General features: G+C 56.2%; 22 protein-coding genes and 1 pseudogene. 8 read left to right on the forward strand and 15 right to left on the reverse strand.

Annotation, left to right across the window (positions count from 1 at the left end):
- Positions 1-46: 46 nt before the first annotated feature.
- Positions 47-928, forward strand: a complete 882-nt coding sequence (locus DNI29_RS20900) for an SDR family oxidoreductase (protein ID WP_110980089.1) — start codon at positions 47-49, stop codon at positions 926-928.
- Positions 929-1,054: 126 nt separating this feature from the next.
- Here DNI29_RS20900 and DNI29_RS20905 read toward each other — a convergent pair whose 3' ends face one another.
- Both DNI29_RS20905 and DNI29_RS20910 read right to left on the reverse strand, forming a co-directional pair.
- Positions 1,055-1,903: a LysM peptidoglycan-binding domain-containing protein gene (locus tag DNI29_RS20905; RefSeq protein ID WP_110980090.1), complete on the reverse strand. Its 849-nt coding sequence runs from the start codon at positions 1,901-1,903 to the stop codon at positions 1,055-1,057.
- Positions 1,904-2,052: 149 nt separating this feature from the next.
- On the reverse strand, positions 2,053-2,352 hold the full coding sequence (locus DNI29_RS20910) for a hypothetical protein (protein WP_123823352.1): 300 nt from the start codon (positions 2,350-2,352) through the stop codon (positions 2,053-2,055).
- Between the two features lie 112 nt (positions 2,353-2,464).
- Between DNI29_RS20910 and DNI29_RS20915 the strand changes: the two genes are divergently transcribed.
- Positions 2,465-3,214, forward strand: coding sequence for a glycosyltransferase family 2 protein (locus DNI29_RS20915; protein ID WP_162303690.1), 750 nt, complete (start codon positions 2,465-2,467; stop codon positions 3,212-3,214).
- A gap of 91 nt (positions 3,215-3,305) precedes the next feature.
- Here DNI29_RS20915 and DNI29_RS20920 read toward each other — a convergent pair whose 3' ends face one another.
- From DNI29_RS20920 to DNI29_RS20940, 5 genes and pseudogenes are all read right to left on the reverse strand, one after another.
- Positions 3,306-4,547: a metal-dependent hydrolase family protein gene (locus DNI29_RS20920; protein WP_238388173.1), complete on the reverse strand. Its 1,242-nt coding sequence runs from the start codon at positions 4,545-4,547 to the stop codon at positions 3,306-3,308.
- Between the two features lie 127 nt (positions 4,548-4,674).
- Positions 4,675-5,526, reverse strand: a complete 852-nt coding sequence (locus tag DNI29_RS20925; RefSeq protein ID WP_110980094.1) for a hypothetical protein — start codon at positions 5,524-5,526, stop codon at positions 4,675-4,677.
- Between the two features lie 93 nt (positions 5,527-5,619).
- A complete protein-coding gene (locus DNI29_RS20930; RefSeq protein ID WP_110980095.1) occupies positions 5,620-7,881 on the reverse strand; it encodes a S46 family peptidase in 2,262 nt (753 codons plus the stop codon).
- Positions 7,882-8,229: 348 nt separating this feature from the next.
- Positions 8,230-8,328: pseudogene (locus tag DNI29_RS25450) on the reverse strand (YkvA family protein); the annotation flags it as partial.
- 325 nt (positions 8,329-8,653) lie between these two features.
- Complete coding sequence (locus DNI29_RS20940; RefSeq protein ID WP_110980097.1) at positions 8,654-9,223, reverse strand: YdcF family protein; 570 nt, start codon at positions 9,221-9,223, stop codon at positions 8,654-8,656.
- A 249-nt stretch (positions 9,224-9,472) separates the two neighbouring features.
- Here DNI29_RS20940 and DNI29_RS20945 point away from each other — a divergent pair, with 249 nt between their 5' ends.
- Positions 9,473-10,009 (forward strand): DinB family protein, encoded by a 537-nt coding sequence (locus tag DNI29_RS20945; RefSeq protein WP_110980098.1) that lies wholly within the window; start codon positions 9,473-9,475, stop codon positions 10,007-10,009.
- Positions 10,010-10,293: 284 nt separating this feature from the next.
- Here the strand turns inward: DNI29_RS20945 and DNI29_RS20950 are convergent, their stop codons facing one another.
- The 3 genes from DNI29_RS20950 to DNI29_RS20960 all read right to left on the reverse strand — a co-directional run bounded on the left by DNI29_RS20950 (position 10,294) and on the right by DNI29_RS20960 (position 12,518).
- Positions 10,294-10,920: an AlbA family DNA-binding domain-containing protein gene (locus DNI29_RS20950; protein ID WP_110980099.1), complete on the reverse strand. Its 627-nt coding sequence runs from the start codon at positions 10,918-10,920 to the stop codon at positions 10,294-10,296.
- A 94-nt stretch (positions 10,921-11,014) separates the two neighbouring features.
- Entirely contained in the window at positions 11,015-11,884 is an 870-nt protein-coding gene (locus tag DNI29_RS20955; RefSeq protein WP_110980100.1) for an SDR family oxidoreductase, read from the reverse strand.
- A 211-nt stretch (positions 11,885-12,095) separates the two neighbouring features.
- Positions 12,096-12,518, reverse strand: coding sequence for a DUF3127 domain-containing protein (locus DNI29_RS20960; protein WP_110980101.1), 423 nt, complete (start codon positions 12,516-12,518; stop codon positions 12,096-12,098).
- Between the two features lie 148 nt (positions 12,519-12,666).
- Here DNI29_RS20960 and DNI29_RS20965 point away from each other — a divergent pair, with 148 nt between their 5' ends.
- Positions 12,667-13,653: an isoaspartyl peptidase/L-asparaginase family protein gene (locus DNI29_RS20965; protein WP_110980102.1), complete on the forward strand. Its 987-nt coding sequence runs from the start codon at positions 12,667-12,669 to the stop codon at positions 13,651-13,653.
- A 225-nt stretch (positions 13,654-13,878) separates the two neighbouring features.
- Here DNI29_RS20965 and DNI29_RS20970 read toward each other — a convergent pair whose 3' ends face one another.
- Together DNI29_RS20970 and DNI29_RS20975 are read right to left on the reverse strand one after the other, a co-directional pair.
- Positions 13,879-14,817, reverse strand: coding sequence for a cyanophycinase (locus DNI29_RS20970; protein ID WP_110980103.1), 939 nt, complete (start codon positions 14,815-14,817; stop codon positions 13,879-13,881).
- A 199-nt stretch (positions 14,818-15,016) separates the two neighbouring features.
- Positions 15,017-16,834: a M1 family metallopeptidase gene (locus DNI29_RS20975; RefSeq protein ID WP_110980104.1), complete on the reverse strand. Its 1,818-nt coding sequence runs from the start codon at positions 16,832-16,834 to the stop codon at positions 15,017-15,019.
- Positions 16,835-17,081: 247 nt separating this feature from the next.
- On the opposite strand from DNI29_RS20975, the gene DNI29_RS20980 reads away from it, so the two are divergent.
- The 3 genes from DNI29_RS20980 (at position 17,082) to DNI29_RS24605 (ending at position 20,759) form a co-directional block, all read left to right on the forward strand.
- On the forward strand, positions 17,082-18,842 hold the full coding sequence (locus DNI29_RS20980; protein WP_110980105.1) for a L,D-transpeptidase family protein: 1,761 nt from the start codon (positions 17,082-17,084) through the stop codon (positions 18,840-18,842).
- A 466-nt stretch (positions 18,843-19,308) separates the two neighbouring features.
- A complete protein-coding gene (locus DNI29_RS20985) occupies positions 19,309-19,848 on the forward strand; it encodes a helix-turn-helix domain-containing protein (RefSeq protein ID WP_110980106.1) in 540 nt (179 codons plus the stop codon).
- 740 nt (positions 19,849-20,588) lie between these two features.
- A complete protein-coding gene (locus DNI29_RS24605) occupies positions 20,589-20,759 on the forward strand; it encodes a hypothetical protein (RefSeq protein WP_162303692.1) in 171 nt (56 codons plus the stop codon).
- Positions 20,760-20,874: 115 nt separating this feature from the next.
- On the opposite strand, the gene DNI29_RS20990 is transcribed toward DNI29_RS24605, so the two are convergent.
- Positions 20,875-21,351 carry a hypothetical protein gene (locus DNI29_RS20990; RefSeq protein WP_110980107.1) on the reverse strand — a complete coding sequence of 159 codons (477 nt, stop codon included), beginning with the start codon at positions 21,349-21,351 and terminating at the stop codon, positions 20,875-20,877.
- 192 nt (positions 21,352-21,543) lie between these two features.
- A complete protein-coding gene (locus DNI29_RS20995) occupies positions 21,544-22,968 on the reverse strand; it encodes a DEAD/DEAH box helicase (protein WP_110980215.1) in 1,425 nt (474 codons plus the stop codon).
- A gap of 229 nt (positions 22,969-23,197) precedes the next feature.
- Here DNI29_RS20995 and DNI29_RS21000 point away from each other — a divergent pair, with 229 nt between their 5' ends.
- The gene (locus DNI29_RS21000; RefSeq protein WP_110980108.1) at positions 23,198-23,713 is read left to right on the forward strand and encodes an NUDIX domain-containing protein; all 516 of its coding nucleotides are present in this window, start codon (positions 23,198-23,200) and stop codon (positions 23,711-23,713) included.
- Positions 23,714-23,792: 79 nt separating this feature from the next.
- On the opposite strand, the gene DNI29_RS21005 is transcribed toward DNI29_RS21000, so the two are convergent.
- Complete coding sequence (locus DNI29_RS21005) at positions 23,793-24,353, reverse strand: hypothetical protein (RefSeq protein ID WP_110980109.1); 561 nt, start codon at positions 24,351-24,353, stop codon at positions 23,793-23,795.
- Positions 24,354-24,544 lie beyond the last annotated feature (191 nt).

Below are 24,544 nucleotides of genomic sequence, written 5' to 3' on the forward strand. Positions count from 1 at the left end.
CGTGCAGAGGTTCGTTTTTCCTACCCCTTACTTCCCACCAAACCCTATGTCCGCTTCGCATCCTTATGCCCAACCCATGCTCCGCGATAATGCTCTGCAGGGCAAAACCATCGTCGTGACGGGCGGTGGCACCGGCCTTGGCCGCGCCATGACGACCTATTTTCTGCAGCTGGGCGCCAATGTGGTTATCAGCTCCCGTAAACTGGAGGTGCTGGAGAAAACCGCCGAAGAACTGCGCCAGCAAACTGGTAACCAGGGCGTGCTGGCCGTGCAGTGCGATGTGCGCAAATACGATGAAGTAGAGGCCCTGCTGCGGAAAACCGTTGAAACATTTGGCCGGGTAGATGTGCTGCTGAACAACGCCGCCGGCAACTTCATCAGCCCTACGGAGCGACTGAGCCACAAAGCCTTCGATGTAATTGTGGACATTGTGCTGAAGGGTTCTTATAACTGCACGTTGGCGTTTGGCAAGCACTGGATTGCCGAAAAGCAGCCCGGCACTATTCTCAATATCGTTACGACGTATGCCTCCGTAGGCTCGGCGTTTGTGGTGCCATCAGCGGCGGCGAAAGCCGGCGTGTTGGCCCTTACCCGCTCCCTGGCCGTGGAGTGGGCCAAGTACGGCATCCGCTCCAACGCTATTGCCCCCGGTCCGTTCCCCACGGAAGGCGCCTGGAGCCGCCTGTTTCCCGAGCCCTTGGCCTCTAAGCTCGATCCGGCAGCTTCCGTGCCCTTGAAGCGGGTAGGCAACCACCAGGAGCTGGCCAACCTGGCCGCCTACTTGGTTTCCGACTTCTCGGCCTACATGAACGGTGAAGTAGTAACCCTTGATGGCGGCGAGTGGCTCAACGGCGCCGGTGAGTTCAACAAGCTAGAGCTGCTAACCCCCGATATGTGGGACCACATCGAAAAAACCATGCGCCGCTAAATCATGGTTTTGGACGTGTGATGTTCTGCCCAGCAGCAGTATAAGTGCTAAATCAAAAGAGCTTGCCAGATGGCAAGCTCTTTTGGTTTACAGCAAATTAGTAGGTAGACCTATCTGAGTCCGTGATTATAGCTTGTAGCCTTTGAAATCTTTGGTGAACTCCTGAGCGGGAATTGGCTGGTTGGCCACGATGTCGCTGAACTCGAATTTCTCGAACAGGCCTTTATCGTCGTTCACCTGAATAACGAGGGGTAGGGTCAATTTCTGATCCACAGCAATGATAACCCGCCGACCGTAGGCGTTGGGCACCTGCAGCGTGCGGCCGGCGGGTACCGTGGCGCCAGGCGCAAGGTCATTGCGCTCTAAAATCCGGTATTCGCCGCAGCCAAACCGGTCGGCAATGGATGATACGGTTTCGGCTTTGTTGGTTTTGTAGGCTACGTAGCGAAACTGGGGGTAGTCGGCGCGCAAGATGTGGGCGGGGCGGCCCTGCACGGTGGTGTCGCCGGCGTAGCGGAAGCTTTTTTCGAAGTTGCGGTCGAGGCGCTGGCCGGAGCCGCGCAATAGCTCGGCAATGGTGCCGTACCCGGCATCTAGTACGCTGTGGTGCTGGGTCTTACGCATGAGGGCTCCCAGTGGGTCGAGGCTGACCGTGACGTAGGGAAAACTGTTTGGGTACACCCAGGCGTCACCATCGTTCTGGCCCGTTACATACAGCACTTCAATGCCCTTTTGGTTGCGCAAATACACCTTATAGGGCTTAAACGCCATTTTCATGCTGGTGCGCGCCTGTTGGTAGCTACCGCCAATCCGCTCCTGGGCCCGCACGTTGCAGCGCAGGGTCTTGAGGTTTTCAATGGCTGCGGTAAGGCGGGCAATAAGTTGTTCAGTAGTGGGCTTAGAGTCGGGGGGGGCAGCGGCCAGGCTACCGAAAACCAGCGTTAGCAGGCTGAAAAGGCGGAAATAACGAATCATGTAGAGCGTAAAGGTGAACCTGGGTCGAAGGTGAAGCTGGGGGTAGCAGAAACCGGGCCGGAAGAAAGATAAGCTGGTTATATGGGGAGTTGGCTAGATGCTCAAGATAAGAGAACCTAAACTCATTAGTGCACTGCTTACTAACTCACCTAATTAAGACTGATACGAGGAAAACGACTAGCCACACTGTCAAAGACGAATAGCTCATCGACTTCAATGGACCGGAGAAACCGATACAGCGGAAATTGCTCTATCACTGCCCGCACCGTCGCCTCGTTGAGCCCATTAATAGTAACCCAGCCACGGGTGCGGTCGGCACTAATGGCGTAAGAATCGATGACATTTTCCTCGATCAGCTGATTGATAAAGGCACGATGACGCGGGATGAGGGCAATAAAATCCTCATCAAAAGCATCGGGCAGAAGAAGCGTGACGACAAATTTAGGCATGAGCGCAGGGGCAGACAGGGCCATAACGCCACTTGCCGGCCGAAGGTTGATGCCGAGCCAGCGGACGTAACTTTTTTAGGGCAGAACCAGAATAGAGACCATGCATTTCTCCGTGATTACTCCGACCCACAACCGCCGCCAGTTTCTGCCGGAGGCGGTAGCCAGCGTGCGGGCCACCGTTTCGGCTCCCCTGGATTTTTCCTTTGAGCACCTCATCTGTGAAAACGCCTCCACCGATGATACGGCCAGTTGGTTGCGCGAAGCAAGCGCCCAAGAGGGCATTCCGGTACGGGTACGCAGCCAGGCCACCAAGCTACTACCCGGCCCCGCCCGCAACCTGCTAATTCGGGAGGATGTCCCCGCCAATGGCTGGATTGTACCGCTCGACGACGACGATATTCTACTGCAGCGCACCTTATTCCACTACGCCCAGCAGATTCAGCAACACCAGGGCCGGCCCTGGCTGGTAGCCGATTTCCTGCGCGTGGATCAGGACCGGCGCTACCTGCCCAATGAGGACTATTACGCCTGGAAGTTCGATTCGCCAACGGACATGCTGCGGGCTATCTTCCGGGCCGAGCACTTTATTCAGGGCAACGTCTGCTACAGTCGTGCCCTGTTCGAGGAGGTAGGCGGCTACGATGAGCAGATTGAAATGGCCGAAGACCTGGACCTGTACGTGCGGTTTTTGCTGGCGGGTCATCAGCCTGTTATCTGCCCCCACATCAGCCATTTGCACCGCTTCCACACCAGCAACGTCAGCATAGGCGTAGACGCCGGCAAGCACGGCCAGGACTTGCAGGTGATATATGATAAGTACGCCGAGCAACTACAGAAGCTTGGCATTGAGCGGCCAGGATAGGAGCTCATTACGTGCCATGCCGAGTGGGAGCAAGGAAGATGGATTGACCGCCTGCGGTGTTTCCTCGCTCCCGCCCGGCATGACACGTTTTTTACTCTTTCGCTACTACCCCTCCTTTTACTACCAACCGCACCTGCCGCAACGCCTTGATGTCCTTGGTCGGGTCGCCGGCTACGGCTACCAGGTCAGCGAGGAGGCCGGGCTGAATGCGGCCGCGGTCGGGGAGCTGGAAGATGCGGGCATTGCCAGCGGTGAAGCCGCGTAGGGTTTGAAGGGTAGTAAAGCCATATTCCTGCACCAGCAGCTCGGCTTCGCGCAGGTTGTCGCCGTGCGCGAAAACGCCTACGTCGCCGCCATAGGCCAGATCCAAGCCGCTTTGTAAGGCCGCTTTCACCGTCTGCTTTTTCTGCTGAATACGCTCCGGCTCAGGTTCCTGGCCTTTGCGCCAGCCCCGGTATTGGGAAGTAGCGTCGCCGGCTGCTACGGTGGGGCAAAGGGCTACCCCGCGCTGCTTCATGAGCTTGAAGATTTCGGGCGTGCCCGCGTCGCCGTGCTCAATGGTTTGCACCCCCGCCAGGGTAGCGCGGCGCATACCCTCGGGCGTACTGGCGTGGGCCACCACGGGGCGGCCGGCACTGCGGGCCGTTTGCACAATCAGGTTTAGCTCGTCCTGCGTGAAGGTCGGGCGGCTGGGCTCATTGGGGCCCCAGCGGTAGTCGGCATATACCTTAATCACATCGGCTCCTTTGCCAATCTGCTCGCGCACGGCCCGGATGATACCATCTACGCCATCGGCCTCCTGGGCGCCTTGGGGCACGTCGAAGCCCGAAAGCAGCTTGGGGCCATAGGAGCCAGTAGCTACCAAAGCCCGGGTAGCCACTACCATACGCGGACCCGGAATCAGGCCCCGGTCAATGGCTTGTTTGAGGCCCACATCGGCGTAGCCGGCGCCCTCACTGCCCAGGTCCCGGACGGTTGTGAAACCGGCTTCCAGCGTCCGGCGGGCATGGGCCGTAGCACGGGCCACCCGCAGCGCCTCCGATTCCTGCAGCACCTGGTCGTTCCAGCTGGTTTCGTTGTAGGGGTGAAGCAGTAGGTGCGAGTGGCCTTCAATGAGACCCGGCAGCAAGGTCAGACCCGGCAGTTCCACGGTACGCGCTCCGGCCGGGGCTTGAAGCTGAGCAGCAGGCCCCACGGCTTTTATTTTGTCGCCTTCCGTGAGCACAGCCCAGCCCTGGTGTAGGGTTTCACCGTCGAATACAGCGGCCGGTCGGAGCAGGAGGGCGGGGGTAGGCGGCCCGGCAGGTGAAGTGGTCTGGGTAGTAGAGGCCAGGCTACCTAATAAAAGGCCGGCGAGGGGAAGAAAGCGCACAGAGAGCAAAGTAAGAAATGGGAGCAGGAGCGGAAAACAAGAATGCTGCGCTAAAACTACGTTGGCTCTTTGCGCGCACAGAGGTAAACTATTTTCCGCTTCGGTACATCTTGTCGAATTCCTTCTGGGTTAGAAAAGTCAGCTGCTGTTTCTCAAGGTCAAACACGGAAACGTACTCCCTACCCATAACAATGTGCTGGGGAGCAGGAAAAGAGTCTTTGTAAAGAAGCAGAGAACAAATATCCGTGGGTGTAATGTATGGGTGAGCCGGCAAATGGCTGTGCATACCTGCGCGAATGGTTTGAGAGCCTTCGGGCAAGCGCATGGCTAAGTAGCTGTTGTGCAGTCGCTCTACCTTTTGGAGGGTGCCCGCGGCCGTGAAGCGTAGCAGAAAATCGTTGCCAATGGGCAGGACGCCTCCTTCCTGGGGGCCTACTAGCACGTACGCACGCGTACTTGGTCCCTGGTCGAGCAAGATGATGTTAGGACGTGTGTTTTCCGGAAACTGATACGGAGCATGCGCTACCCGCCCTGACTCCAGTTCCTCCTCTACTGCTTCCCGCATGGCGTATAGCTTTTGTTCCCGTGCCGAGGCTTTCCGAGGTCCTTGCTGCCGCGCAGTGGCTGGTTCAATAGCTAAACGAGGAAAGCTGAAACTATAGGCTACCGTGAGAGGACCAGGGGTAGTATTTCTTCCCACGAAGACGGTTCGGAGCGAATCGCCATCGGCATAAGAGAAGTAGCCCCCTAGCGTGCTCATGTCCGGCTTCCGAGCGAGCAGCAGATCCGATGCTACCCACGAGGCGCGCTCCGACTCGTACAAGGCCAAGCCTTCGCGCATGATTTCTTGGCCTAGTGCTTGTTGTTTAGGTGTCTGCGCGGCCGCTTGCTGCCCCACGCAGATGCTTAGCAGAGCTACGGCTAAAAGGGAATATTTCATAAAGGTGTATAGTAGAAGCACTATCAAATAGCGACGCCCGCCGGAAGGTATGAATTCCGGCGGGCGTCGTTTGTATGGGCTAAGAAAAAGATACTACGCTTTCTCCTTAGCCGGCTTGCGCTTCACTTTGACCTTCTCCAGTTTCTTGCCATTCTCGGGGGTAGTAGCCTCACTACCGGGGCCGCCTACCAGCGTCATTTCCTTGACCAAGTGACCGGCGCCGGCGTACTTATCGACCACGAATAGCATGTAGCGCACATCCAGCGTGATGTTGCGTACCCGATCGGGGTCGAACATGATGTCGGACATGGTGCCTTCCCAATTGCGGTCGAAGTTGGTGCCGATCAGCTCCCCGCGGCCGTTAATGACGGGTGAGCCGGAGTTGCCGCCGGTGGTGTGGTTGGTGGCAATAAAGGCAACGGGCACGGTGCCTTTGTAGGCGTATGGGCCGAAATCCTTGTTTTTGTACAGCTCAGCGAGGCGAGCGGGTACTTCAAACTCGGGATTGGTGGGGTCAGCCTTCTCCATAATGCCGTCGAGGGTAGTATAGAAATCGTACTGGGTGCCGTCGGCGGGCTGGTAGCCGGCTACCTGGCCGTAAGCCACGCGCAGGGTGGAGTTGGCATCGGGGTAGAACTTGCGCTCCGGCTGTTGCAGACGCAGGCCGGCTACGTAAGTGCGCTGCAGCAGAGCAATGTTGTCGGTGGCGGCGCTGTAGGTAGGTAGCACCTGCTGGCGGTAGGTCGTTACGATGGCTTGGGCCAGCTGCATGGCGGGGTCGTTGCGCAGATTAGTCACGTTGCCTTTTGCTACCTCATCCAGCACCGTGTAAGCCGATTCCTGCGTCGTCAGCCGCGACTTGCTGTAGAGCTGGGCTGCGTAGGCAGACCAGCCCGTGGTAGCATACTGTTTCTGCAGGTTCTTGACGTAGGCAGGCAGCAGTGCGGCCGGGGTTCCGTTGGCGTAGAGGGGAAGGAGAGCGGCGGCTACTTTCTGGTCGGTGGGGGCGCTGTAGTTGCGGAAGAAGCCCACCGAGCCTTTCCGGGTTTTTTCGGCGGCAGCGGCCAACTCTTCCAGCGGAGCTTTTTTATCGGCCAGCTCCAGTAGGGGCAGCAGGCTGTTGGCGTAGGTCATCAGTTCCACACCCAGGGCGGCTTCCGTCACGTAGTCGCGGGCCAGGGTGTAGTCGCGGACGGTGGCGTAATTTTTCTGTAGCTCGGGCAGCAGACCGGCAAAGGCAGCGCGGCGGGCGTCGTCACCACTTTCGGCCCACTTCTGGAATTGGGCTTCCTGCTGCTGCTTTACGCGCACGGCGTCTAGCTTCTTCAGGCCTCGGGTTTCGCCGATCCACTTTTTCCAGTAGTTGGCAATGCTGGCGTACTTGGCCGCATATTGAATGCGCACCTTGTCGGAAGCCTTCATGTCGGCGTCCAGCACCTTCAGCCTAGCGTCGCGAACCTTGATTTTTGCGGGGTTTGACAGCGAATAAGTTTCATCAACACCCCACGAGGTCAGATACTCATTGGTGCGGCCAGGGAAGCCGAACACCAGCGTGAAGTCGCCGGGCTGCACTCCGCTGAGGGAAATGGGTAGGTGGTGACGGGGCTTAAAAGGTTTGTTGTCGGGGGAGTAGGGTGCGGGCTTGTTGTCAGGGCCGGCGTAGATGCGGAAGATGCTGAAGTCGCCGGTGTGGCGGGGCCAGGCCCAGTTATCAGTGTCGCCGCCGAACTTGCCGATGCTGCTTGGTGGAGCACCTACCAGGCGGATGTCCTGGAACACCTCCGTTACGAACATATAGTATTCGTTGCCATTGAACATAGGGCGCACAAAGGCTTGGTAGTGCGTGCCCTGCACGGCGGCCTGCGCTACGCGCTGGCTGTTCACTTGCACCAGTTTCTCGCGCTCGGCCTCCACAATGCCTTTGGTAGGCACGCCCGTCAGCACTTGGCTGGTCACGTCTTCCATGCGCACGATGAAAGTAGCCGTCAGGCCGGGATTGGGCAGTTCTTGCTCCTGGTTCATGGCCCAATATCCCTTCGTGAGGTAGTCTTTCTCAACGGAAGAGTGACTCTGAATCTGGCTGTAGCCGCAGTGATGGTTGGTGAGGAGCAGTCCCTGGTCAGAAATAATTTCGCCGGTGCAGCCGCCGCCGAACTGTACCACGGCATCCTTCAGGCTACCCTGGTTAATGGAATAAATCTGCTCGGCCGTGAGCTTGAGGCCTTTTTTCTGCATGTCGGCCTCGTTGAGCTGCTTTAGTAGCAGCGGCAGCCACATGCCTTCATCGGCGCGGGCCTGGGGCAGGTAGGAAAGAAGGGTAAGGGCCAGCAGAGCCAGCCGGGAGCGTACGCGCATAGAGTAAGGAGTTGTGCTGCTGGGTGGTCAGCAAAAAGATGACGTAAAAATAGCAAACCGGCTGCTTGCAAGGCTCAGCAAGGGCTTCCATAAACAGCTCCCCACGAAAAAGCCCTGCCTCAACGTTAGGGTTGAGGCAGGGCCAGAGGGGTAGGGTTGTAACTACCGAAGTGCTTACGAATGGCCCATTTCGGCCACGGCAGGAGCATTCTCGGCGTTGGTATTCGACGCCGCGTAAGCGGGCTTGGCAGCAGCGGCCGGAATGTCGTCGGTTTTTTCGGAGGCGTGGGTTTGCTCCCACTCCCGGAAGCGGGTGATTTCGCTCTGGAAGCTATCCACAAACCAGCTCAACAAGGCCAAATCATCCAGGAAACCTACTACCGGAATAAAGTCCGGCACTAAATCGACGGGGGAGAGGGTGTAGAGCAGCACGCCCAGCGCCGATACAATGGTACCGGTTTCAATCTGGCGGTAGTTGCCACTTACGTAGTTGCGCACCAGTCGTACCACCGTATAGGCTACGTCGAACAACTGCTTGAACTTGTTGTCTTTGCTTTCCTTGCTGGCAAGCTTGTTGGCCACTTCATTCAGGACCATTACGACCTTGAACGGACGACCCAGCAATTTGCCGGCACGGTTCAGAAAAACACTGAAGAGGGCGTTTTTGGAAATTGAAATACCTTTTTCTACAAGAGAGGCCATAAGAACGGGGGTGATAAGAAGTGTGCTTCCTCTACGCTTGCCGCCGGCCCCATGTTGCCCAGCTCTGACGCTAGCGCAGGAGGTAGGCATAGTAGGCTAAGAATTCCCGGATCAGGGCGTAGGCGTCGCGCCACTCGTAGTAGGTTGCGTGAGCCGCATGCACCTCCGGCACGCCCTGCTTCCGTAGGAGCAGCTTGGTGCGGCTCAGATGAAAGAACTGCGACACTACCAGGGCTGAGCGCAAATGCTGCTGCTGCGCTATGCGGGCGTAATTGCGGGCGGTGGCTTGCGTGTTATTTCCTTTGTTATCAATGAAAATGGCCTGAGCGGGCACGCCCTGCGCTACTAAATAGCGCTGCATAACAGTGCCTTCATAGTGGCCTTCTTTGCCCAAGCCTCCGCTCACCAGAATCAGCGGGCTGACTCCCTGGCGGTACAATTCCAGGGACTTATCAAGCCGTGCCTGCAGGCGAGCGGATAGACTGCCATCCGGATTTACGGTGTTGCCCAAGACTATCAAACAGTCAACCGGCTGAATGTCATCGGTAAGCCCATCGATTGTCACTGCCGCACTGTGCAGTATAAACCAGCTTATCAATACAATCAGGGCTGAAATAATAAGGCGTTTAGCTGTGGGCATATCTAAGTAGTGTAACCTGTACTAAGAACGTCATTCCGAACTGGTCGAGGAATCTCGCGTGCTGACGTTGGCTTACTGTGGCAGCGTAGGCCGCGCCAAATTCCTCGACCAGCTCGGAATAACCTTTCTTTACTCTCTACTTAGCCTAGAAAGTAAGGGGAAGGCTTTCCTTCTTAGGAAGGAGGCGTAAAACACCAGAAGTTACTATCAGCTACCACGAAAATTACCGCTTTCCTGTAGCTTCGCTCCATGAGCTACCTCACCACCCGCCCGGCTACTAGCGAGTACGCACCCTACTACGAAACCTACATCCGCCTGATTCCGGTGGGCCACGACCCGTTGCAGCTGCTGCGGGAGCAACCTGCTACCCTAAAGCAACTGCTCCAAGGCCTCACCGACGAGCAAGCGCGCCTGCGCTACGCGCCGGGCAAGTGGAGTATAAAGGAAAGTTTGGTGCATGTGCTGGATACAGAGCGCATCTTCGCTTACCGTGCCCTGCGCATCGGTCGCGGCGACCAGCAGCCCCTGCCCGGCTTCGACCAGAATGATTATGTGCCCAACTCCGGCGCCGATGAACGACCGCTGGAAGATATTCTGCATGAGTATGATACAGTGCGTGCCGCTACGCTCAGCCTGTTTGAGTCGTTGCGGCCGGAGGCCTACGAGCGGCTGGGCACGGCCAGCACGTTTCCGGTGAGTGTGCGCGCTTTGGCCTACATGACGGCTGGCCACGAAGCCCATCACCTTACCCTGTTACAAGAGCGCTACCTGCCACTGCTGAAGTAATTCGTACTTTCACCTGCGTACAACACCGGCCCGACCAGGCGCGTTAGAGTACCAGGATATCACGCCCAACAAATCCATATAGTCATGGCCAAAGCCCAGGAACCCCGCAAAGAGAAGAAGAAAGAGCCTGCTAAAACCACCAAGGAGAAAAAGGCCGCCAAAGAAGAGAAAAAAGCCCTGAAGGCTCGCCAGCAGGAGTAGACGTTTCGTCAAGCAGGAAAAGGCCGGAGGAATTGATTCCTCCGGCCTTTTCTTATAATCGGAGATAGGCCTCCGGGCTTTTCTTACAGTGTGTAATACACTTCCTTCTGTTTGTCGTGGTGCTTGATGTAGCCGTGTAGAGTCAGCTTGATAAGCGTCCGGTAGGCCCGGCGCTGCCCAATGTTGAGCAGCTTCATGTACTGGGCCAGCGTGATGCGCGGGTTTTTCTGAAGGTAGTCCAGCACGGCCAACTCTTCCTTGTTCAGCGGGATGCGCTCAAACCGAGGGGTAGGGTCGGCGCGCTCCAGCGCTTTTTCGGTGAGCTGGCTGGTTTGCACGCTTTCGTCGCGCACGCGCACGTAGGCCCGCCAATCGCCGTCGGCTACCTGGGCGCGGTGGGGTTTGTGAGAGCTTTCCGGCACCGTAACCACCAGTACTACCCGGTCGTCGTGCTCCACCTCCCGGAACCGCAGCTCCAGCGGCGGATCGATGTAGTGCTGGGCGGCTTCGCGCAGCTGAAATATTTCCTCTTCCGCGTCGCGCACGCCCACAATCCGGCCGTCGTCATCTACCCCCACCAACACGCGGCCACCGTGCGTATTGGCCAGCGAGGCCAGCGTGCGGGCTATGCGGGTAGGATGGGTAGTACGTTTCTTGAACTCCAGCCGCTCGCCTTCACCTTGCCGAATCAGTTCCTGCAAATCAGTCATGTTGTGGAGGTTTAAACCGGCGTAGAGGGGTAGGGTACCGGCATTCCTTTAACATTATCGCGCGCCGAAAGGTACCCGGCAGGCGGCCAGATTCTTACTCAATACCCGTCTCCTCCGCCGATATGCGCCAGAGCCGACTGGCTTCGGTGCGGTTCTGGGCCCGTGCTGAGGTGCGGGCCGGTCGGCTATCGGCGAAGTAGCGGCCGCTTACCCGCGCTACCTCCGGCGAGGTGGCTAAGTATAACGTTGTTTGTGCGCCGCGCTCAGGTGAAACCATCAGGGGGCGGGCCGTCCACCACAGGGCTTTCATGACAGGGGAAGTGCCGGGGCGCATCAGGCCGGTGTCCACCAGCCCCGGATGCAGGCAGTTGGCCGTAATGCCCGTCAGGTCGAGGCGGTGAGCCAGCTCGTTGGTAAACAGAATGTTGGCCAGTTTAGAATCGGCGTAGGCCGTGAGCCAGCTGTACTTGTCGGGCGAGTTCCGAACCTCACGATCGGGCTCAATCTCGCCTACCCAGTGCGCCACCGATGATACCGTAACTACCCGCGCCTGCCCGGCGGCATCAAGCAGGGGTAGGAGCAGGTTGGTTAGGGCGTAGGGGGCCAGATGGTTGGTTGCCCAGCTCAGCTCGTGGCCTTCCTCAGTAAGGGAAAAGCGGCCGGGCATAATACCGGCGTTATTGATCAGAATATCCAACTGACTGATTTCCTGCTGAAGCTCTTCGGCTAACGCGCGCACGTTCTGTAGTAGAGAGAGGTCATAGCACTTGACGTGCACTGGTGCCTCGGGCCCCGCTGCCAGCTGAATAGACGCCAGCGCCCGGGCGGCCTTGTCAGCATCGCGCCCTACCACTATCACGCGGGCTCCCTGCCGGGCCAGTTCCCGGGCCGTTACCAACCCAATGCCACTGGTGGCACCCGTGACGAGGGCCGTTTTTCCGGAAAGCGGTAAAGAAGCAGTCATACAAAGGAAAATCGGGCGCAACCAGCCGCATAGCCTGTCTGGCTGGTTTGGCCGAAAATGTCAATCTGCAAAGACGTACGGAAAAAGCCAGGAAATGGTGCCTGGCTGCAGTGCCAGATAGCCTCACAAAATTCCCGCCAGACCACAGCAAAAAGCCGCTCCCGATATTTCGGGAGCGGCTTTACGCACTTGGCCAGGGTAGGCGGGGTGCTTAGAAAGGCAGGTCGTTGTCGTCGTCCGAAGCAATGGGAGCGGCCGAAGCACGCAGATTCGGGTTCTGGTTTTGGGCTGGAGCAGCAGCGCGGGGAGCCGCCTGCTGGTAGTTGCCGCCCTGGGGAGCTGAAGCGCTACCACCAGCACCTGACTCAATGCGCCAAGCTTCTAGGTTGGTGAAGTACAGCATCTGGCCGTTTTTGTTGAACCCACGGCCCCGCAGGTTAAAGGAGATTTTAACCTCGTCGCCTACTTTATATGAATCGATGAGGGCAGTCTTGTCCTGTACCAGTTGGAACTTGATGTGCTCCGGGTATTGGCCGTCTACGACCTCGAGCACGAATTCGCGCTTGCGGAATTTTTCGCTCACCTGCTGTTCGTCGAAAATCTCGTGCAGGCGGCCGGTAGCTTCGTAAGCCATAAGAAGAATATGTTTGGGGAGTTGAAAACAGTAAACCAAACCTACGAAAAAAAACGCGGTTCGTTTGGGTGAATCCCGGCCGGTTGAGCTCAGATGCCTGCCTACCTTTGTCTTGCGTTTTTACTTACTCGCTAATTTTTTTCGCTTTATGACAAATTCCTTCGCCTTGGCTTTGCACGGCGGTGCCGGTACTATTTCGCCCCAATCAATGACGGTGGAGAAAGAGCAAGAGTACCGGGCCGCTCTCGGCGAGGCCCTGGCTGTTGGCTATGCCGTGCTGCAGCAAGGCGGCTCAGCCCTCGATGCCGTGGAGCTGGCCGTGCGTAGTCTCGAAGACTGCCCATTGTTTAATGCTGGGCGTGGGGCCGTGTTCACCCACGAGGGCCACCACGAGATGGACGCCGCCATCATGGATGGGCGCAGCCGCGCGGCCGGCGCCGTAACCGGAGTCCGGGCGGTGCAGAACCCCATTCGGGCGGCTCGCCTTGTGATGGAGAAAACCGAGCACGTACTGCTAGGCTACCCCGGCGCCGATGCCCTGGCCCGCCAGCATGGCCTGCCTACCCAGCCTGTGGAATACTTCTTCACCCAGCAGCGCTACGACCAGCTGCAGGAGGCCCTAGCCGAAGGCCGCATGCGCCTTGACCACAGCCAAGCCCTGGAAACGGAAGCGCCGCTGATGGAGCCCGCCGCGTTTCCCAACGAAGACCCGAAAAAGAAGATGGGCACCGTGGGCGCCGTAGCCCTCGACGTGCACGGCAACCTGGCCGCCGCTACCAGCACCGGCGGCATGACTAACAAGCAGTACTCCCGCATCGGCGACTCGCCAATTATTGGGGCGGGTACCTTCGCCGATAACCGGACCTGTGCCATCAGCTGCACCGGGCACGGCGAGTTTTTCCTGCGCGCCGTGGTGGCTCATGACATCAGCTGCCTGATGGAGTACCGGGGCCTGAGCCTGGCCGAAGCCTGCCGCATTGTGGTGCACGATAAGCTAGCACCCGTTGGGGGAGAGGGCGGCCTGGTGGCGGTGGATGCGGCCGGCAACGTGGCCCTACCCTTCAACTCCGAAGGCATGTACCGCGCCAGCCAAACATCGGCCGATGCCACGCCTTTCGTCGCTATTTACCGGTAGGAAACCGAGACGCTTTTTTGCGCCTATATATATAAGGAGTAGCCGCGTAACCGGTATTTGGTGAAAAACGCGTGTAAAAGTTTTGACATCAGGTAGTTGTGACGCGTAGTGCCTCCGTCCACCTATTTTCATGTTTTCCGCCTCGCTTGACTTTGAAAGTGGATGGACAAACAAAAAAGGCTTCCTAGATAGGAAGCCTTTTTTGCGTAAGAAAGCAGTTAATACTTATGCGCTGGCCGCTGGCTCATTGGCGCTGTGCCCGGCCGTAATCAGTGCCGACTCGGCTGCTTGTAAGCGCAGCTTCAGTTCGGGGTAGAAGGTGCGCTGCCCAATGTCGTACACGTTGCCTTTCACTAGCACGTGCAGCAGCATTTTCTCAATGGAAATAGCTTCGCCCTTCTTTGCCGCCGCCGCGTTGTTGTGCTCCAGTTGGTGGCCGTCCATAATGATGACCAGGTTGGAGCCGATGGTTTCAATTTGGTTGCCTTCGGTAATCAGCACTCCTGTGTCTTCGCCCAGCCCAATGCCGATGAGCTTGGGATGAAGGGCCACTGCCTCGATCAGCCGACCAAAGCGGCCACGCTTCACAAAGTGCGAGTCGATGACTACGTTGTTGATAAAGCCCAGGCCTGGGCCCATCTTCACGGCGCCCTTCATCAGGGCATCGGGTACGCTGCCACCTTTGATCATGGTCTTCGACATGGCCATGGCCCCGGCCGAAGTACCGGCGATGATGAAATTGGACTGGCTTTGATACCGTTCCTGCAGGGTAGCCAAAAACTCGGTGCCACCAAAAATATCCGTGAGACGCGACTGATTGCCGCCCGAGAACATAACCACGTCTGCCTGTTTCAGGCGCTCCAGGTACTCGGGTTGCAGCGCATCCTCCGGCACCCGAATATCCATAATGCCCACATTGTTGCAGTTGAGCATGGTGAACGAGGCCACGTACACGCGGCCTACCTCCTCCGGAATCATGGAAGCGGTAGTGACTACTTCAATGCGCGGATCTTCTTTGCCCGATTCCAGAACAACCCGTTTTAAAATTCCTAGCTCGAAAAAGTTGAGGTAGTATTTCTTTTTCGTGCGCGGATTGGGATAGGTCCCTTTGTCTTCATTGCCTCCAATGGCAATTAGCTTACCGAGCGGTTTGGAATTTTTCAAAGTAAAAAGTCAGCTTAATCAACACAACTAGAAAGGAACCGGCTTCTGCAAGCAAGGTTCAGGCCACGTCCTTGCGGGGTGGGACAGGGGTAGCAACAACCTATCAGGAAAGGCTTGTTCCGCTACTTTTATAATTCGGTCCTGCCAAATAACAGCGCCCGGCTGTGAGGGAGAGGAGCTTCTGGATAAAACGCGCCCTCTACTCGGCCGGCTTGCCCAGCAGCGCGTCGAAGGTGCTGGTAGCTACGGCGTGGTAGTTGCCGCGCGCCTGTGCGTAAATGCGGCGGGCTCGCTCTTGGCCATCTGGAGTGGCCAGCAGGGCACGGTAAAGAGGAACCAAAAATTTGCGGCGCCCTACATGGGTCAGGAATTGGTGCAAAGCAGCTTCGGCGGGCTCGTAGGCGGCCGCTATGGTGTGCGGGAACCATGCCGCCAGAATTTCGGAGTTGCCGGAATGAGTAAATCCAAATGTGTTATCCAGCTCGGTCAGTTGCGCCGTGCTCAGCCGCTCAGGCAAGCCCTGCAAAAAGTGCACCCACTCATGGCTGCTCCAGTGGGTAGTGTTGAGGGCCACAGCGGGGGTAGCATGTTGCCACTGCTGCAGAGCTTCTTCAACGGCTGCAAACCGTTCGGCCGCAACGGGTGGCGCTACGGCCGGAATGCCGGGACCGTATACCCAGGACTCCAGCTGCAACTGCTCTTCCAGACCGGGGTGCTGATCTAGCAGCTCCTGGCGGAGGTAGCTCAGAAAGGAAGCCGTATCCATGCTGCGGAAGCTATGCCGGGCGAAGTAGTCTTTAATAAAAGTATCCAGTGCCTCGCGGCCTACCAGGTGTTCCAGGGTCAGCAGCAGGTAGTCGCCTTTCTCGTAGGCAATTTCATTAAGGCCTTCATCGGGGTCACGGCCGGCCAGGTTCAGGTGCAGATGCGTGTCCGGGCTGTCGGGGCCCAGCTCAGCTAGGGTGTGCAGCAGGGCCGTGTGGCCGAGCACCTGCAGCATATCGGCGTAGGGGCGACCATACAGTTTCTCCATGATGCGCCGCTCAAAGTAAACCGTGAAGCCTTCGTTCAGCCAGAAGTCATTCCAGGTGACATTGGTGACCAGGTTGCCGCTCCAGGAGTGGGCTAGCTCGTGGGCCACCAAGCTGGTCAGGCTCCGGTCGCCGGCCAAAATGGTAGGAGTCACAAACGTGAGCCGTGGGTTTTCCATGCCCCCAAACGGAAACGATGGTGGCAGCACCAGCAAATCGTACCGGTCCCACCGATAAGGTCCGTACAGGTCTTCAGCAGCCGTAACCATATTTTCCAACTCCTGAAACTCCTCGGCCGCTCCGGGCAATGTCACGGGCTCAGCATATACTCCGGTGCGGGCGCTCAGCGGTTGAAACTCCAGGTCGCCGACGGCCAGGGCCATGAGGTAAGCCGGAATGGGCTGGACCATCCGGAAGGTGTAGTTGCCGGTTGGGTTGCGGGCCTGCGGGTTTTCGGCGCTCATGAGGGGTAGGAGGTGAGCCGGAACCTGCACCCGGGCCTCATAGGTAAAGCGCACCCCCGGCGAATCTTGGCACGGAATCCAGGTGCGGGCCAAAATAGCCTGCGACTGAGTAAAGAGAAATGGCTGGGTCCGGCTGGCAGTTTGTTCCGGTGACAGCCACTGCAACGCAGCAGCGCCGGGCGTGGTGCGGTAGCGGATGGAAACGGCAGTTGTTTCGGGCTGAATCGTAACTCGTAGCGCCTGCCCCAGCACGGCATCATCGGGGCCCAACTCAAACGCAGCCGGTGTGCCCTCGGTACCATCCAGCGTTACTGCTTCAATGGTTAATGCCCGCGCATCCAGTAGCAGTTCCGTAGCGCCTGCGTGGTTGCTGAGCTGCCAGGTGGCCGTGCCTGCCAAGGTACGGGCCGTGAAATCCACGGTCAGGTCAAGGTCGAGGTGGTGTACACTAACGGCTGCCGGATTAGCGTAGCTGTGCGGATCTGAGATGAGGAAAGAGGAAGGAGCCGTGTTGTGAGGCATAAGAGGGGGTAGGGTGAAATACCGGGCAAAAGTAAAAAGCAGCGCGGCGCGGGGCAGCGCACGTAGGTTCTACGTGCGCTGCTGCTAAGGAGTGGAATGAAATCTGCTAACTTGCAACAGCAGAAGAACGGAGGCCTTTACCGACAACTCAAGGGTAGGGAATCCAGTAAAACGACCAGCATCACCCGTGGCCTTATTTGGCCCGATACGTGCTGCTAGGTTATTTCTTTTTCTTTTGCTTACACACATGAACGAAGCACATCGTCCTTTTTTTTATACGCTTTGCTGCTGGCTGCTGGGCCTGCTGCTGCTCACGTCAACCGTGTCATGCAGCCAGGATCAGAAAGCCAAGCTCAAAGAAGCTTTGCCCGCCGGGCTAACCAAGGCCGGAGGAGCACAGCCAACTCTCGACAGCGTGTACATTGTTCGGTACATGAATGCCGAGCCGCAATTCAAAGATCAGATTGAGTGGGCCAAGAAGTTCTACCGGGAGCGAAACTTCCGTTTGGGCTGGTTCCGCAATCATGAGATAGTACCCCAGGCCAAAACGCTGCTGGCTGTCATCAACAAAGCCGCCGACGAAGGTCTGAACCCTAAAGACTACAAAACCAAGGACTTCGATAAGCTCTTTGCTAGCCTGGAAGCGGCGCAATCCGATTCCACTAAGCGCAATGCGCTGGAAAAGGAAATTGATGTAGCCCTTTCGGGTACGTATTTCAACTATGCATCTGATTTCTACCGTGGTACGGTAGATCCGCGTGCGGTTAAAGCCATTGACTGGAAGGTAAAACGCAACAAAATCAAGCTACACAAGGCCCTGATGACGATCCTTAAAGAAAGGGAAAGCATCTATGGCTACTACGATTTTGAGCCCTTACACAAGGAGTACGACCGTCTGAGAAAGGCCCTGGCCGACTACCGCGAGATTCAGCGCAATGGTGGCTGGCCTACCATTCCGGCAGGTACGCGCCTGAAGCCAGGAGCTTCGTCTCCTGCTGTGGCCGCCCTTAGCGCCCGTTTGCTGGGCCATCAGGCTGCTCCCGCTACGGCCGGCACACCGGCCATGACCGTGTCAAACAAACCCGAAAATGCTGCTCCGGCTACGACCCCAGCGGCGCCTCAATACACGCCGGAACTGGTAGCCGCGGTAAAAGAATTTCAGCAGCAGAATGGCCTGAAGCCCGACGGCATTGTGGCCGGCGAAACGCTGCGGTTGCTCAACATTCCGGTGTCCCAGCGCATCGACCAGATCATGCTCAACATGGAGCGGTGGCGCTGGATTCCGAAGAAGTTTGAGCCCAACTACCTTCTGGTAAATATTCCGGAGTACATGCTGCATGTAGTGGAGGAGGGCAAAGAAGCACTCTCGATGCCTGTTATCGTGGGCAAGGCCCTGAACGCGACACCCATCTTCAGCGACAAAATGGAGTTTGTGGTACTGGCTCCCTATTGGAACGTGCCGTATAGCATCATCGATAAGGAGCTGCGCTACAAGCTGGCCGCCGACCCCCACGGTACCCTCGACCGCCTTGATATGGAAGTAGTGAAAGGCTGGGGCGCTAAGGCTACCCCCGTTGATCCAGGCAGCATCGACTGGGGCAATCTGACCCAGAAAACCTGGAAGTACACGCTGCGTCGTCGACCCGGCCCCAAGAATGACCTCGGGGATGTGAAGTTTATCTTTCCCAACTCCCAGGATATCTACCTGCACGACACTCCCCACGATGAGTTGTTCAGCCAGACCAAGCGGGGCTTTAGCCACGGGTGCGTGCGTGTAGCCGAGCCCATCAAGCTAGCCGAGTACCTGCTGCGCAACAAACCCGGTTGGGATAGAACTGCTATTATGGATACCATTGCTGGTCGCCGTGAGAAGTATATTACTCTTCCTGAGAAGCTCCCGGTATACCTTGTCTATTTCACTACCTGGGTTGATGATGCCGGCAAGTTGCACTTCCGCGACGACATCTACGGTCATGACAAGGCCTTGGCCAGAGAGTACTTTGACTAAGTACCGCAAGCAGTAAAGCTGACCTACAGAATAGGGGCTATCTTTCCCGTTTCATTCGAAGCCTGTAGCACTACCTGAAAGTGGTGTTACAGGCTTCCGGCGTTTAAGGGGAGAAGGAGTACAATATGACAAGCTTATCCAGACAGTCCACTGAGTAGCGTATCAAACAGGCTGAGAGGTAGGGAAAAGCGCAAAGCGCCTCTATCTAGGGCTACTAATTCAGAGGCTTCGCTGTGTAACTCAAAATTGAAAGCATAGAAGCCGAAAGGCTAGAAGAAATTCTGAATCTAGAAGCGGACTACTAGATTACTTATGTTATTACATTTGTAACGCGATATGGATGCAAGTGGCAGTGTTTACTTATGTGACAATAATAAATAGTGCTTTGATACAAAAGTAAACCTCGATTCATATAGTTGAGGCAAGCTAATGCTTAAGTACATTTGTAAATAAGCATTGCTTCCCTATGATTGAGCAGCGAATTCGTGAGCTGTTGGCAGCTCGCAACCTCAGCCCAACCCAATTTGCCGATACCATCGGTATTTCCAGGCCTATCGTGAGCCACATCCTGAGTGGACGTAATAAGCCCAGCCTAGAAGTAGTACAGAAGGTAATTGCGGCCTTTCCTGATCTTTCTATTAGCTGGTTATTGAACGGCACAGGGACTATGCAGGCCGCAGAGCTTCCAAAGAGCCTGGAAATGGCTCCAAAACGGCCCACTCGGCCTCACAACAGTAACGGGCTACCTTCTGATACTAATTCGCCCGTAGAGGCGCCTGCTACGCTATCTGCCGCTCCTTCCCCTATCAGCGAAGCTGCGCGCCCTGCTGCAGAGCCTGTCTCACCGCCTCCTACGGTACCCTTACCTAATTTATTGACGCCAAGCCCGGCTGTTGGTAACACTATGGCACCCAAGCAGTCAGTTGCAAGTTCAGAGAAGCGTATCAAACGCATTATCATCTTCTACCACGACGGTACCTTCTCTGACTTCCAGCCGGAATCATAGGAAGAGTTTGTCCAGGTAGAACACAGGAAGTAACAGGTCCACTGCTGAATGCAATTTGGCAGTATGATAAATTACTGCATTAGTGCACTAGACATCCGTATGGGTTGGTCTTATAACTGCTGTCTAATTACAGAGCGGCTATTATAAGCTATAGATAAAGCCTAGCTCTGCTAAATCCATTGATAGTAGCGTATTTTATGTTGATTTATATATCTTATAATCAGATATTTATGTGCTATTTAATAAATGCTTGGTTAATATAAAATATATTAGCTTGGTATGTTGTTTAGCTCGGTATATTTATAATTATCCAAAGCATATATGAAGCCCTATTGAGGTGAGTATTTGAGGTAGTGATATGCTAAATTTATTATCGGGAATTGGGCAACGAAAATTGCAAACTGCAGCATAGGTAAGCACGCTAATAATGTTAGTTGACATCTGAGCAAAGAGCCTAATGGTGTCACTACTCCAATACAGTTGGCCACAGAGGATAGAACCGGGGAAAATTGTCAATAGTCACTCTGTTGAGCTGAGAAGAAAGGCTTTTAGTTGCTTTATATTTGTTATAACAATTGTAACTAGAGAGTAGGATTGCAAAGAGCGTTGAAATCATTACTGCTCTTGTTACGAATGTTACGTGAGGCTTGTTAGCCATCAAATACCCGGGCACATCATATTATACGAGTAGGCAAGAGGTACAGCTTGCCCGGTTTCAAGTAGGTGCTTACCTTTGAGACATGAAAAAATTCCGTCTGCCTTTCCTGTTTGCCGCCTGCGCCTCGCTGTTCCTCTCGTCCTGCTCGCAAGCTCCCGACGCGGAGAAAGATCCCAACGCGGATGCTGCCTATAAGCGCAGCCACCGCACTCAGGAGTATCGCGAAGCCCAGCGTAGCGACGTAAACTACTAGCGTAGCGCGGCTGCCTTCTCAGATCAGGTTTTGAGGGTAGCCGTTTAGCACCATACAATAAAGCCCCGCCGATCTGGTCAGCGGGGCTTTCTGCGTTGTTCTAGTAGCGGATGGCTTAGCGCATAGTGACTATCTGGGGCGCGGCCGCTAAAGTAGGAAGCTCAATGTCTGCGAGCAGTTCATTTTCCAGTAGCGCTGCCCAGGTCCTGAGGTAAAGCACTACGTCGTCGCGCTGGTTGTGGCGCATAGCATTGCGGCGCTCAAACGGAATAGCTCCTAGAATGGCAGGGTCAGAAAGGCGCTCTAGGTGAGTAAAGTCCTGGCGGCTAAAGCCTAGGGCCAGCATTTCGTCAATGGTCGCATCAATAGGCAGGCCACTGGTAGGGCAGTAATCAATTAGTTGCCTCTCCCAGTCGCCATAGCGCTGCATGGCGCGGGCGTGAATTTCACCTTTGGTTAGCTTTGTGATGGTTTGGGCCAGGTGGCCGCAGTTGCAGCTGCCCATGTGCCCCCACTGGTAAGGAGCCTGAGCAGCGAGCCGTTGCGCCGTATCGCGCAAGGCCTGAATGACGGAAAGAGTGCGAAGAGCCATAGCGAAACAAGTGAATTGCTCTGGTATAAGGAGTCAGCAACCGGATAAGTTGCTGGCACGCTGATTTGTTTCGTCTGTACTCCAAAACAAAATTCTCCACCCTACTACCCCTTATAAAGGGTAGTAGGGTGGAGATGAATGCAGGGCTGACGCTTGATGGCAGAGGCCTAGGTCAGAAAAAAACAGCCTAGACTAGCGGTTGCGGCCACTGTTGTTGCCCCGCGACCGTCGTTGCCCGTTGCGGCCCGCACCTTCAGCGCCGCCTTCTGGGCGGGAGCTTGCCTGCGCATGGCTGGGACGAGGAGCGTGTGAGCCGGACCGTTCAGCACCCCGGTTTGGCTGCCGATTCCCACCTTCCGGGCGAGCTTGGCCACCGGCCTGCGGGCCTCGGCCCGGACGAGGTGGCCGGCCAGCCGGGCCTTTCGGGCGTTTGATGGGCGCGCCGCCGGAAAGTGGAACGGGCGCTACTAGCGAAGAGGTGTAGGGGTGACCCTGCACCACCGGAATTTGCCGACGAATCAGTTTCTGAATGTCCTGGAGGTAGGCGCGCTCTTCCTCGTCGCAGAAGGACAGAGCCGTGCCATTGGCGCCGGCGCGGCCGGTGCGGCCAATACGGTGCACGTAGGTTTCCGGCTCGTTCGGGATTTCGTAGTTAATAACGTGGGTCAGTTCATCTACGTCGATACCCCGGGCGGCAATGTCGGTGGCTACCAGCACGCGGGTAGTCCCGGCTTTGAAATTGCTTAGGGCCCGCTGGCGGTGGTTCTGCGACTTGTTGCCGTGGATGGCCTCTGCCGAAATTTCAGCTTTGGCTAGGGTCCGCACTACTTTATCGGCACCGTGCTTAGTGCGCGTAAAGACCAGTACGCGGCGGATGTTCTGATCCTGCAGCACATGCTCCAGCAGGGCCGGCTTGTCGGTTTTTTCCACCATGTACACGGCCTGAGTTACCGTATCAGCCGTGCTCGATACAGGCGTAACCGTCACTTTCACCGGGTTGGGACGCAGAATACTGTTGGCCAACTCCTGAATCTGGCCCGGCATGGTGGCCGAGAAGAACAGGGTTTGCCGGCGGGCAGGCAGTTTGGGCAGAATCCGCTTGATGTCATGGATGAAACCCATGTCGAGCATGCGGTCAGCCTCATCAAGCACAAAAATATCAATGTTGCGCAGGTCAATGAAGCCCTGGTTCATCAGGTCAAGCAGACGGCCGGGGGTAGCAATCAGCACTTCTACGCCCCGCTTAAGAGCCTGCACCTGCGGATGCTGGCCCACTCCGCCAAAGATGACGGTAGAGCGAAGCTTGGGCAGATGGCGGCCGTAGGCGGCGAAGCTTTCCCCAATCTGGATGGCTAGCTCCCGGGTAGGAGTAAGCACAAGGCAGCGGATACGGCCGGGCGCGTGGCGCTCTACCTGGGCTGTCTGGTGCAGAATCTGTAGAATAGGAACCGTAAAGGCAGCTGTTTTACCGGTACCGGTTTGAGCAATGCCCAGCAGATCGTGGCCTTCCAGCACCTGCGGAATAGCCTGCTGCTGAATAGGAGTGGGGGTAGTGTACCCTTCCTCGCGCAGAGCGCTCAGGATGGGGTCAATCAGGTTTAGTTCGTCGAACGACATCAAGGGGAAAAAGCGGCTGCGCATTGGCAGCGAGAATGGCACGGGATATAATGAGCCCGCAAAGGTCGCAGATTTTATACGGATGCGCGCGCTCAGCGTGAAACTGGGGCGTAGTGTGCCTCAGATAGGGGCGCCAGGGCTCAGAAAGGCGCTATAATTTTTCTATAACACTAATGCCCGCTAAATCCGTTTACTTTTCAGCCCAACATCTGATATTTCTTTCTGCTTTATGCGCATCACCGACCAGAAACTTGCCTACGACGGCCATTATAAGCTTAGCATTCTGCAGGTACAGGATGGCGACACCCAGTTAGTCCGGGAACGGTTTGAGCCGGGTACGGCCGTAGCAGCCTTGGTATATAATACCCAAACGCGTCAATACATCTTCACCCGTCAGTACCGCATTGGCCCTGAAGGCGATTTGGTGGAAATTGCCGCGGGCATGGTAGATGGCAATGAGGAGCCAGAAGAAGCTATTCGGCGCGAAATTCAAGAAGAGCTTGGCTTCGACGTGGATTATCTAGAGCAGATTGCCCGCTTGTACCCCTCGCCCGGAACCAGCGCGGAAGTTATTACCGTGTTCTATGCCGAAGTAAGCCTACAGTCGGGCCAAGGTGGCGGCCTGGCCGAGGAAAATGAGAAAATTGAAGCAGTATTCTACCGGCCAGAAGAGCTTGGTCAGGTAAAGTTTATGGATGCTAAAACGTTGGTGGCCGTGCAATGGGCTCAGCTCCGGCGGAAATAGCCTAGCTTCTCTCTAGCAGTAAGGCCCGCTACTCCTGAAGTAGCGGGCCTTACTGCTAATAGAGGAAAATCAACAGCGGCTACTGAGCCTTGATGATGTACTCGAAGTTTTGTTTGGTTTTCGCATCATTGATCGTCAGGAAGATGTCCCGGGGAGCCTCTGACGTAGCAAATGGCACGGAACGCTTGCTCATGTACAGGTCGCGGTTCCAGAACCGGCCCTGGCCGGCGGGCAGCTCCTGCAGGTTCATTACTTCCTTGCCGTCTTTGGTTTTAGCTACCAAACTGAGGTAGGCCGGATCAGCGTTCTGGGCCCCGCGGCGATACATCGTTACGGTTAGCTGACCGCCAGCAGGCAACTGCTGAAACCGGCGCTGATACGTTGTGTCGGCCCAGTTATTCATGCGTTTGAGCTCGTTGATTTCAGTGAGCAGCTCAGAGTAGGGGCGGTACGCCACGCGCGTAACGCAGGCATCTACCTCGGCGTCCTCGTCAGTGTTCTTGGTTACGTTGAGTACGTAGGGGCTCTCTTCGTCCTTCTTCGGAATAGTATATTTCTTACGAGGCTTGCCCGGCATGTATTGAGCCGAAGCTGCCAGGGTGCCCAACAGGAGGGCAAAGAGGAGGAAAAATTTCTTCATAAGAGAAGTTAAAAGCGAAAAAGAAGAGAGGCCGTTTTTTAACGTTACAAAGATATGAAATCAGCCCAGGTAGGACGCTGAGATTTTAGGCCCTGAAAAATCATGGGGATGATTATATGCTTATTGATTTTCTCGCTAGGCTAAAAGGCTAGTCAGCTTTCTGTAGGATGGTTTTATTAAAACAAATGGTA

The sequence above is a fragment of the Hymenobacter sediminis genome (assembly GCF_003231285.1).
GTDB classification, from domain to species: Bacteria; Bacteroidota; Bacteroidia; order Cytophagales; family Hymenobacteraceae; genus Hymenobacter; species Hymenobacter sediminis.

Coding starts and splice junctions, on each gene's coding strand:
- DNI29_RS20965 (WP_110980102.1), top strand. CDS start 12,667: ATGACAAATTCCTTCGCCTTGGCTTTGCACGGCGGTGCCGGTACTATT.
- DNI29_RS20960 (WP_110980101.1), bottom strand. CDS start 12,518: ATGGCTTACGAAGCTACCGGCCGCCTGCACGAGATTTTCGACGAACAG.
- DNI29_RS20990 (WP_110980107.1), bottom strand. CDS start 21,351: ATGGCTCTTCGCACTCTTTCCGTCATTCAGGCCTTGCGCGATACGGCG.
- DNI29_RS20910 (WP_123823352.1), bottom strand. CDS start 2,352: ATGCCTAAATTTGTCGTCACGCTTCTTCTGCCCGATGCTTTTGATGAG.
- DNI29_RS20945 (WP_110980098.1), top strand. CDS start 9,473: ATGAGCTACCTCACCACCCGCCCGGCTACTAGCGAGTACGCACCCTAC.
- DNI29_RS20940 (WP_110980097.1), bottom strand. CDS start 9,223: ATGCCCACAGCTAAACGCCTTATTATTTCAGCCCTGATTGTATTGATA.
- DNI29_RS20980 (WP_110980105.1), top strand. CDS start 17,082: ATGAACGAAGCACATCGTCCTTTTTTTTATACGCTTTGCTGCTGGCTG.
- DNI29_RS20950 (WP_110980099.1), bottom strand. CDS start 10,920: ATGACTGATTTGCAGGAACTGATTCGGCAAGGTGAAGGCGAGCGGCTG.
- DNI29_RS20930 (WP_110980095.1), bottom strand. CDS start 7,881: ATGCGCGTACGCTCCCGGCTGGCTCTGCTGGCCCTTACCCTTCTTTCC.
- DNI29_RS20925 (WP_110980094.1), bottom strand. CDS start 5,526: ATGAAATATTCCCTTTTAGCCGTAGCTCTGCTAAGCATCTGCGTGGGG.
- DNI29_RS21000 (WP_110980108.1), top strand. CDS start 23,198: ATGCGCATCACCGACCAGAAACTTGCCTACGACGGCCATTATAAGCTT.
- DNI29_RS24605 (WP_162303692.1), top strand. CDS start 20,589: ATGAAAAAATTCCGTCTGCCTTTCCTGTTTGCCGCCTGCGCCTCGCTG.
- DNI29_RS20975 (WP_110980104.1), bottom strand. CDS start 16,834: ATGCCTCACAACACGGCTCCTTCCTCTTTCCTCATCTCAGATCCGCAC.
- DNI29_RS20985 (WP_110980106.1), top strand. CDS start 19,309: ATGATTGAGCAGCGAATTCGTGAGCTGTTGGCAGCTCGCAACCTCAGC.
- DNI29_RS20995 (WP_110980215.1), bottom strand. CDS start 22,968: ATGTCGTTCGACGAACTAAACCTGATTGACCCCATCCTGAGCGCTCTG.
- DNI29_RS20905 (WP_110980090.1), bottom strand. CDS start 1,903: ATGATTCGTTATTTCCGCCTTTTCAGCCTGCTAACGCTGGTTTTCGGT.
- DNI29_RS21005 (WP_110980109.1), bottom strand. CDS start 24,353: ATGAAGAAATTTTTCCTCCTCTTTGCCCTCCTGTTGGGCACCCTGGCA.
- DNI29_RS20900 (WP_110980089.1), top strand. CDS start 47: ATGTCCGCTTCGCATCCTTATGCCCAACCCATGCTCCGCGATAATGCT.
- DNI29_RS20955 (WP_110980100.1), bottom strand. CDS start 11,884: ATGACTGCTTCTTTACCGCTTTCCGGAAAAACGGCCCTCGTCACGGGT.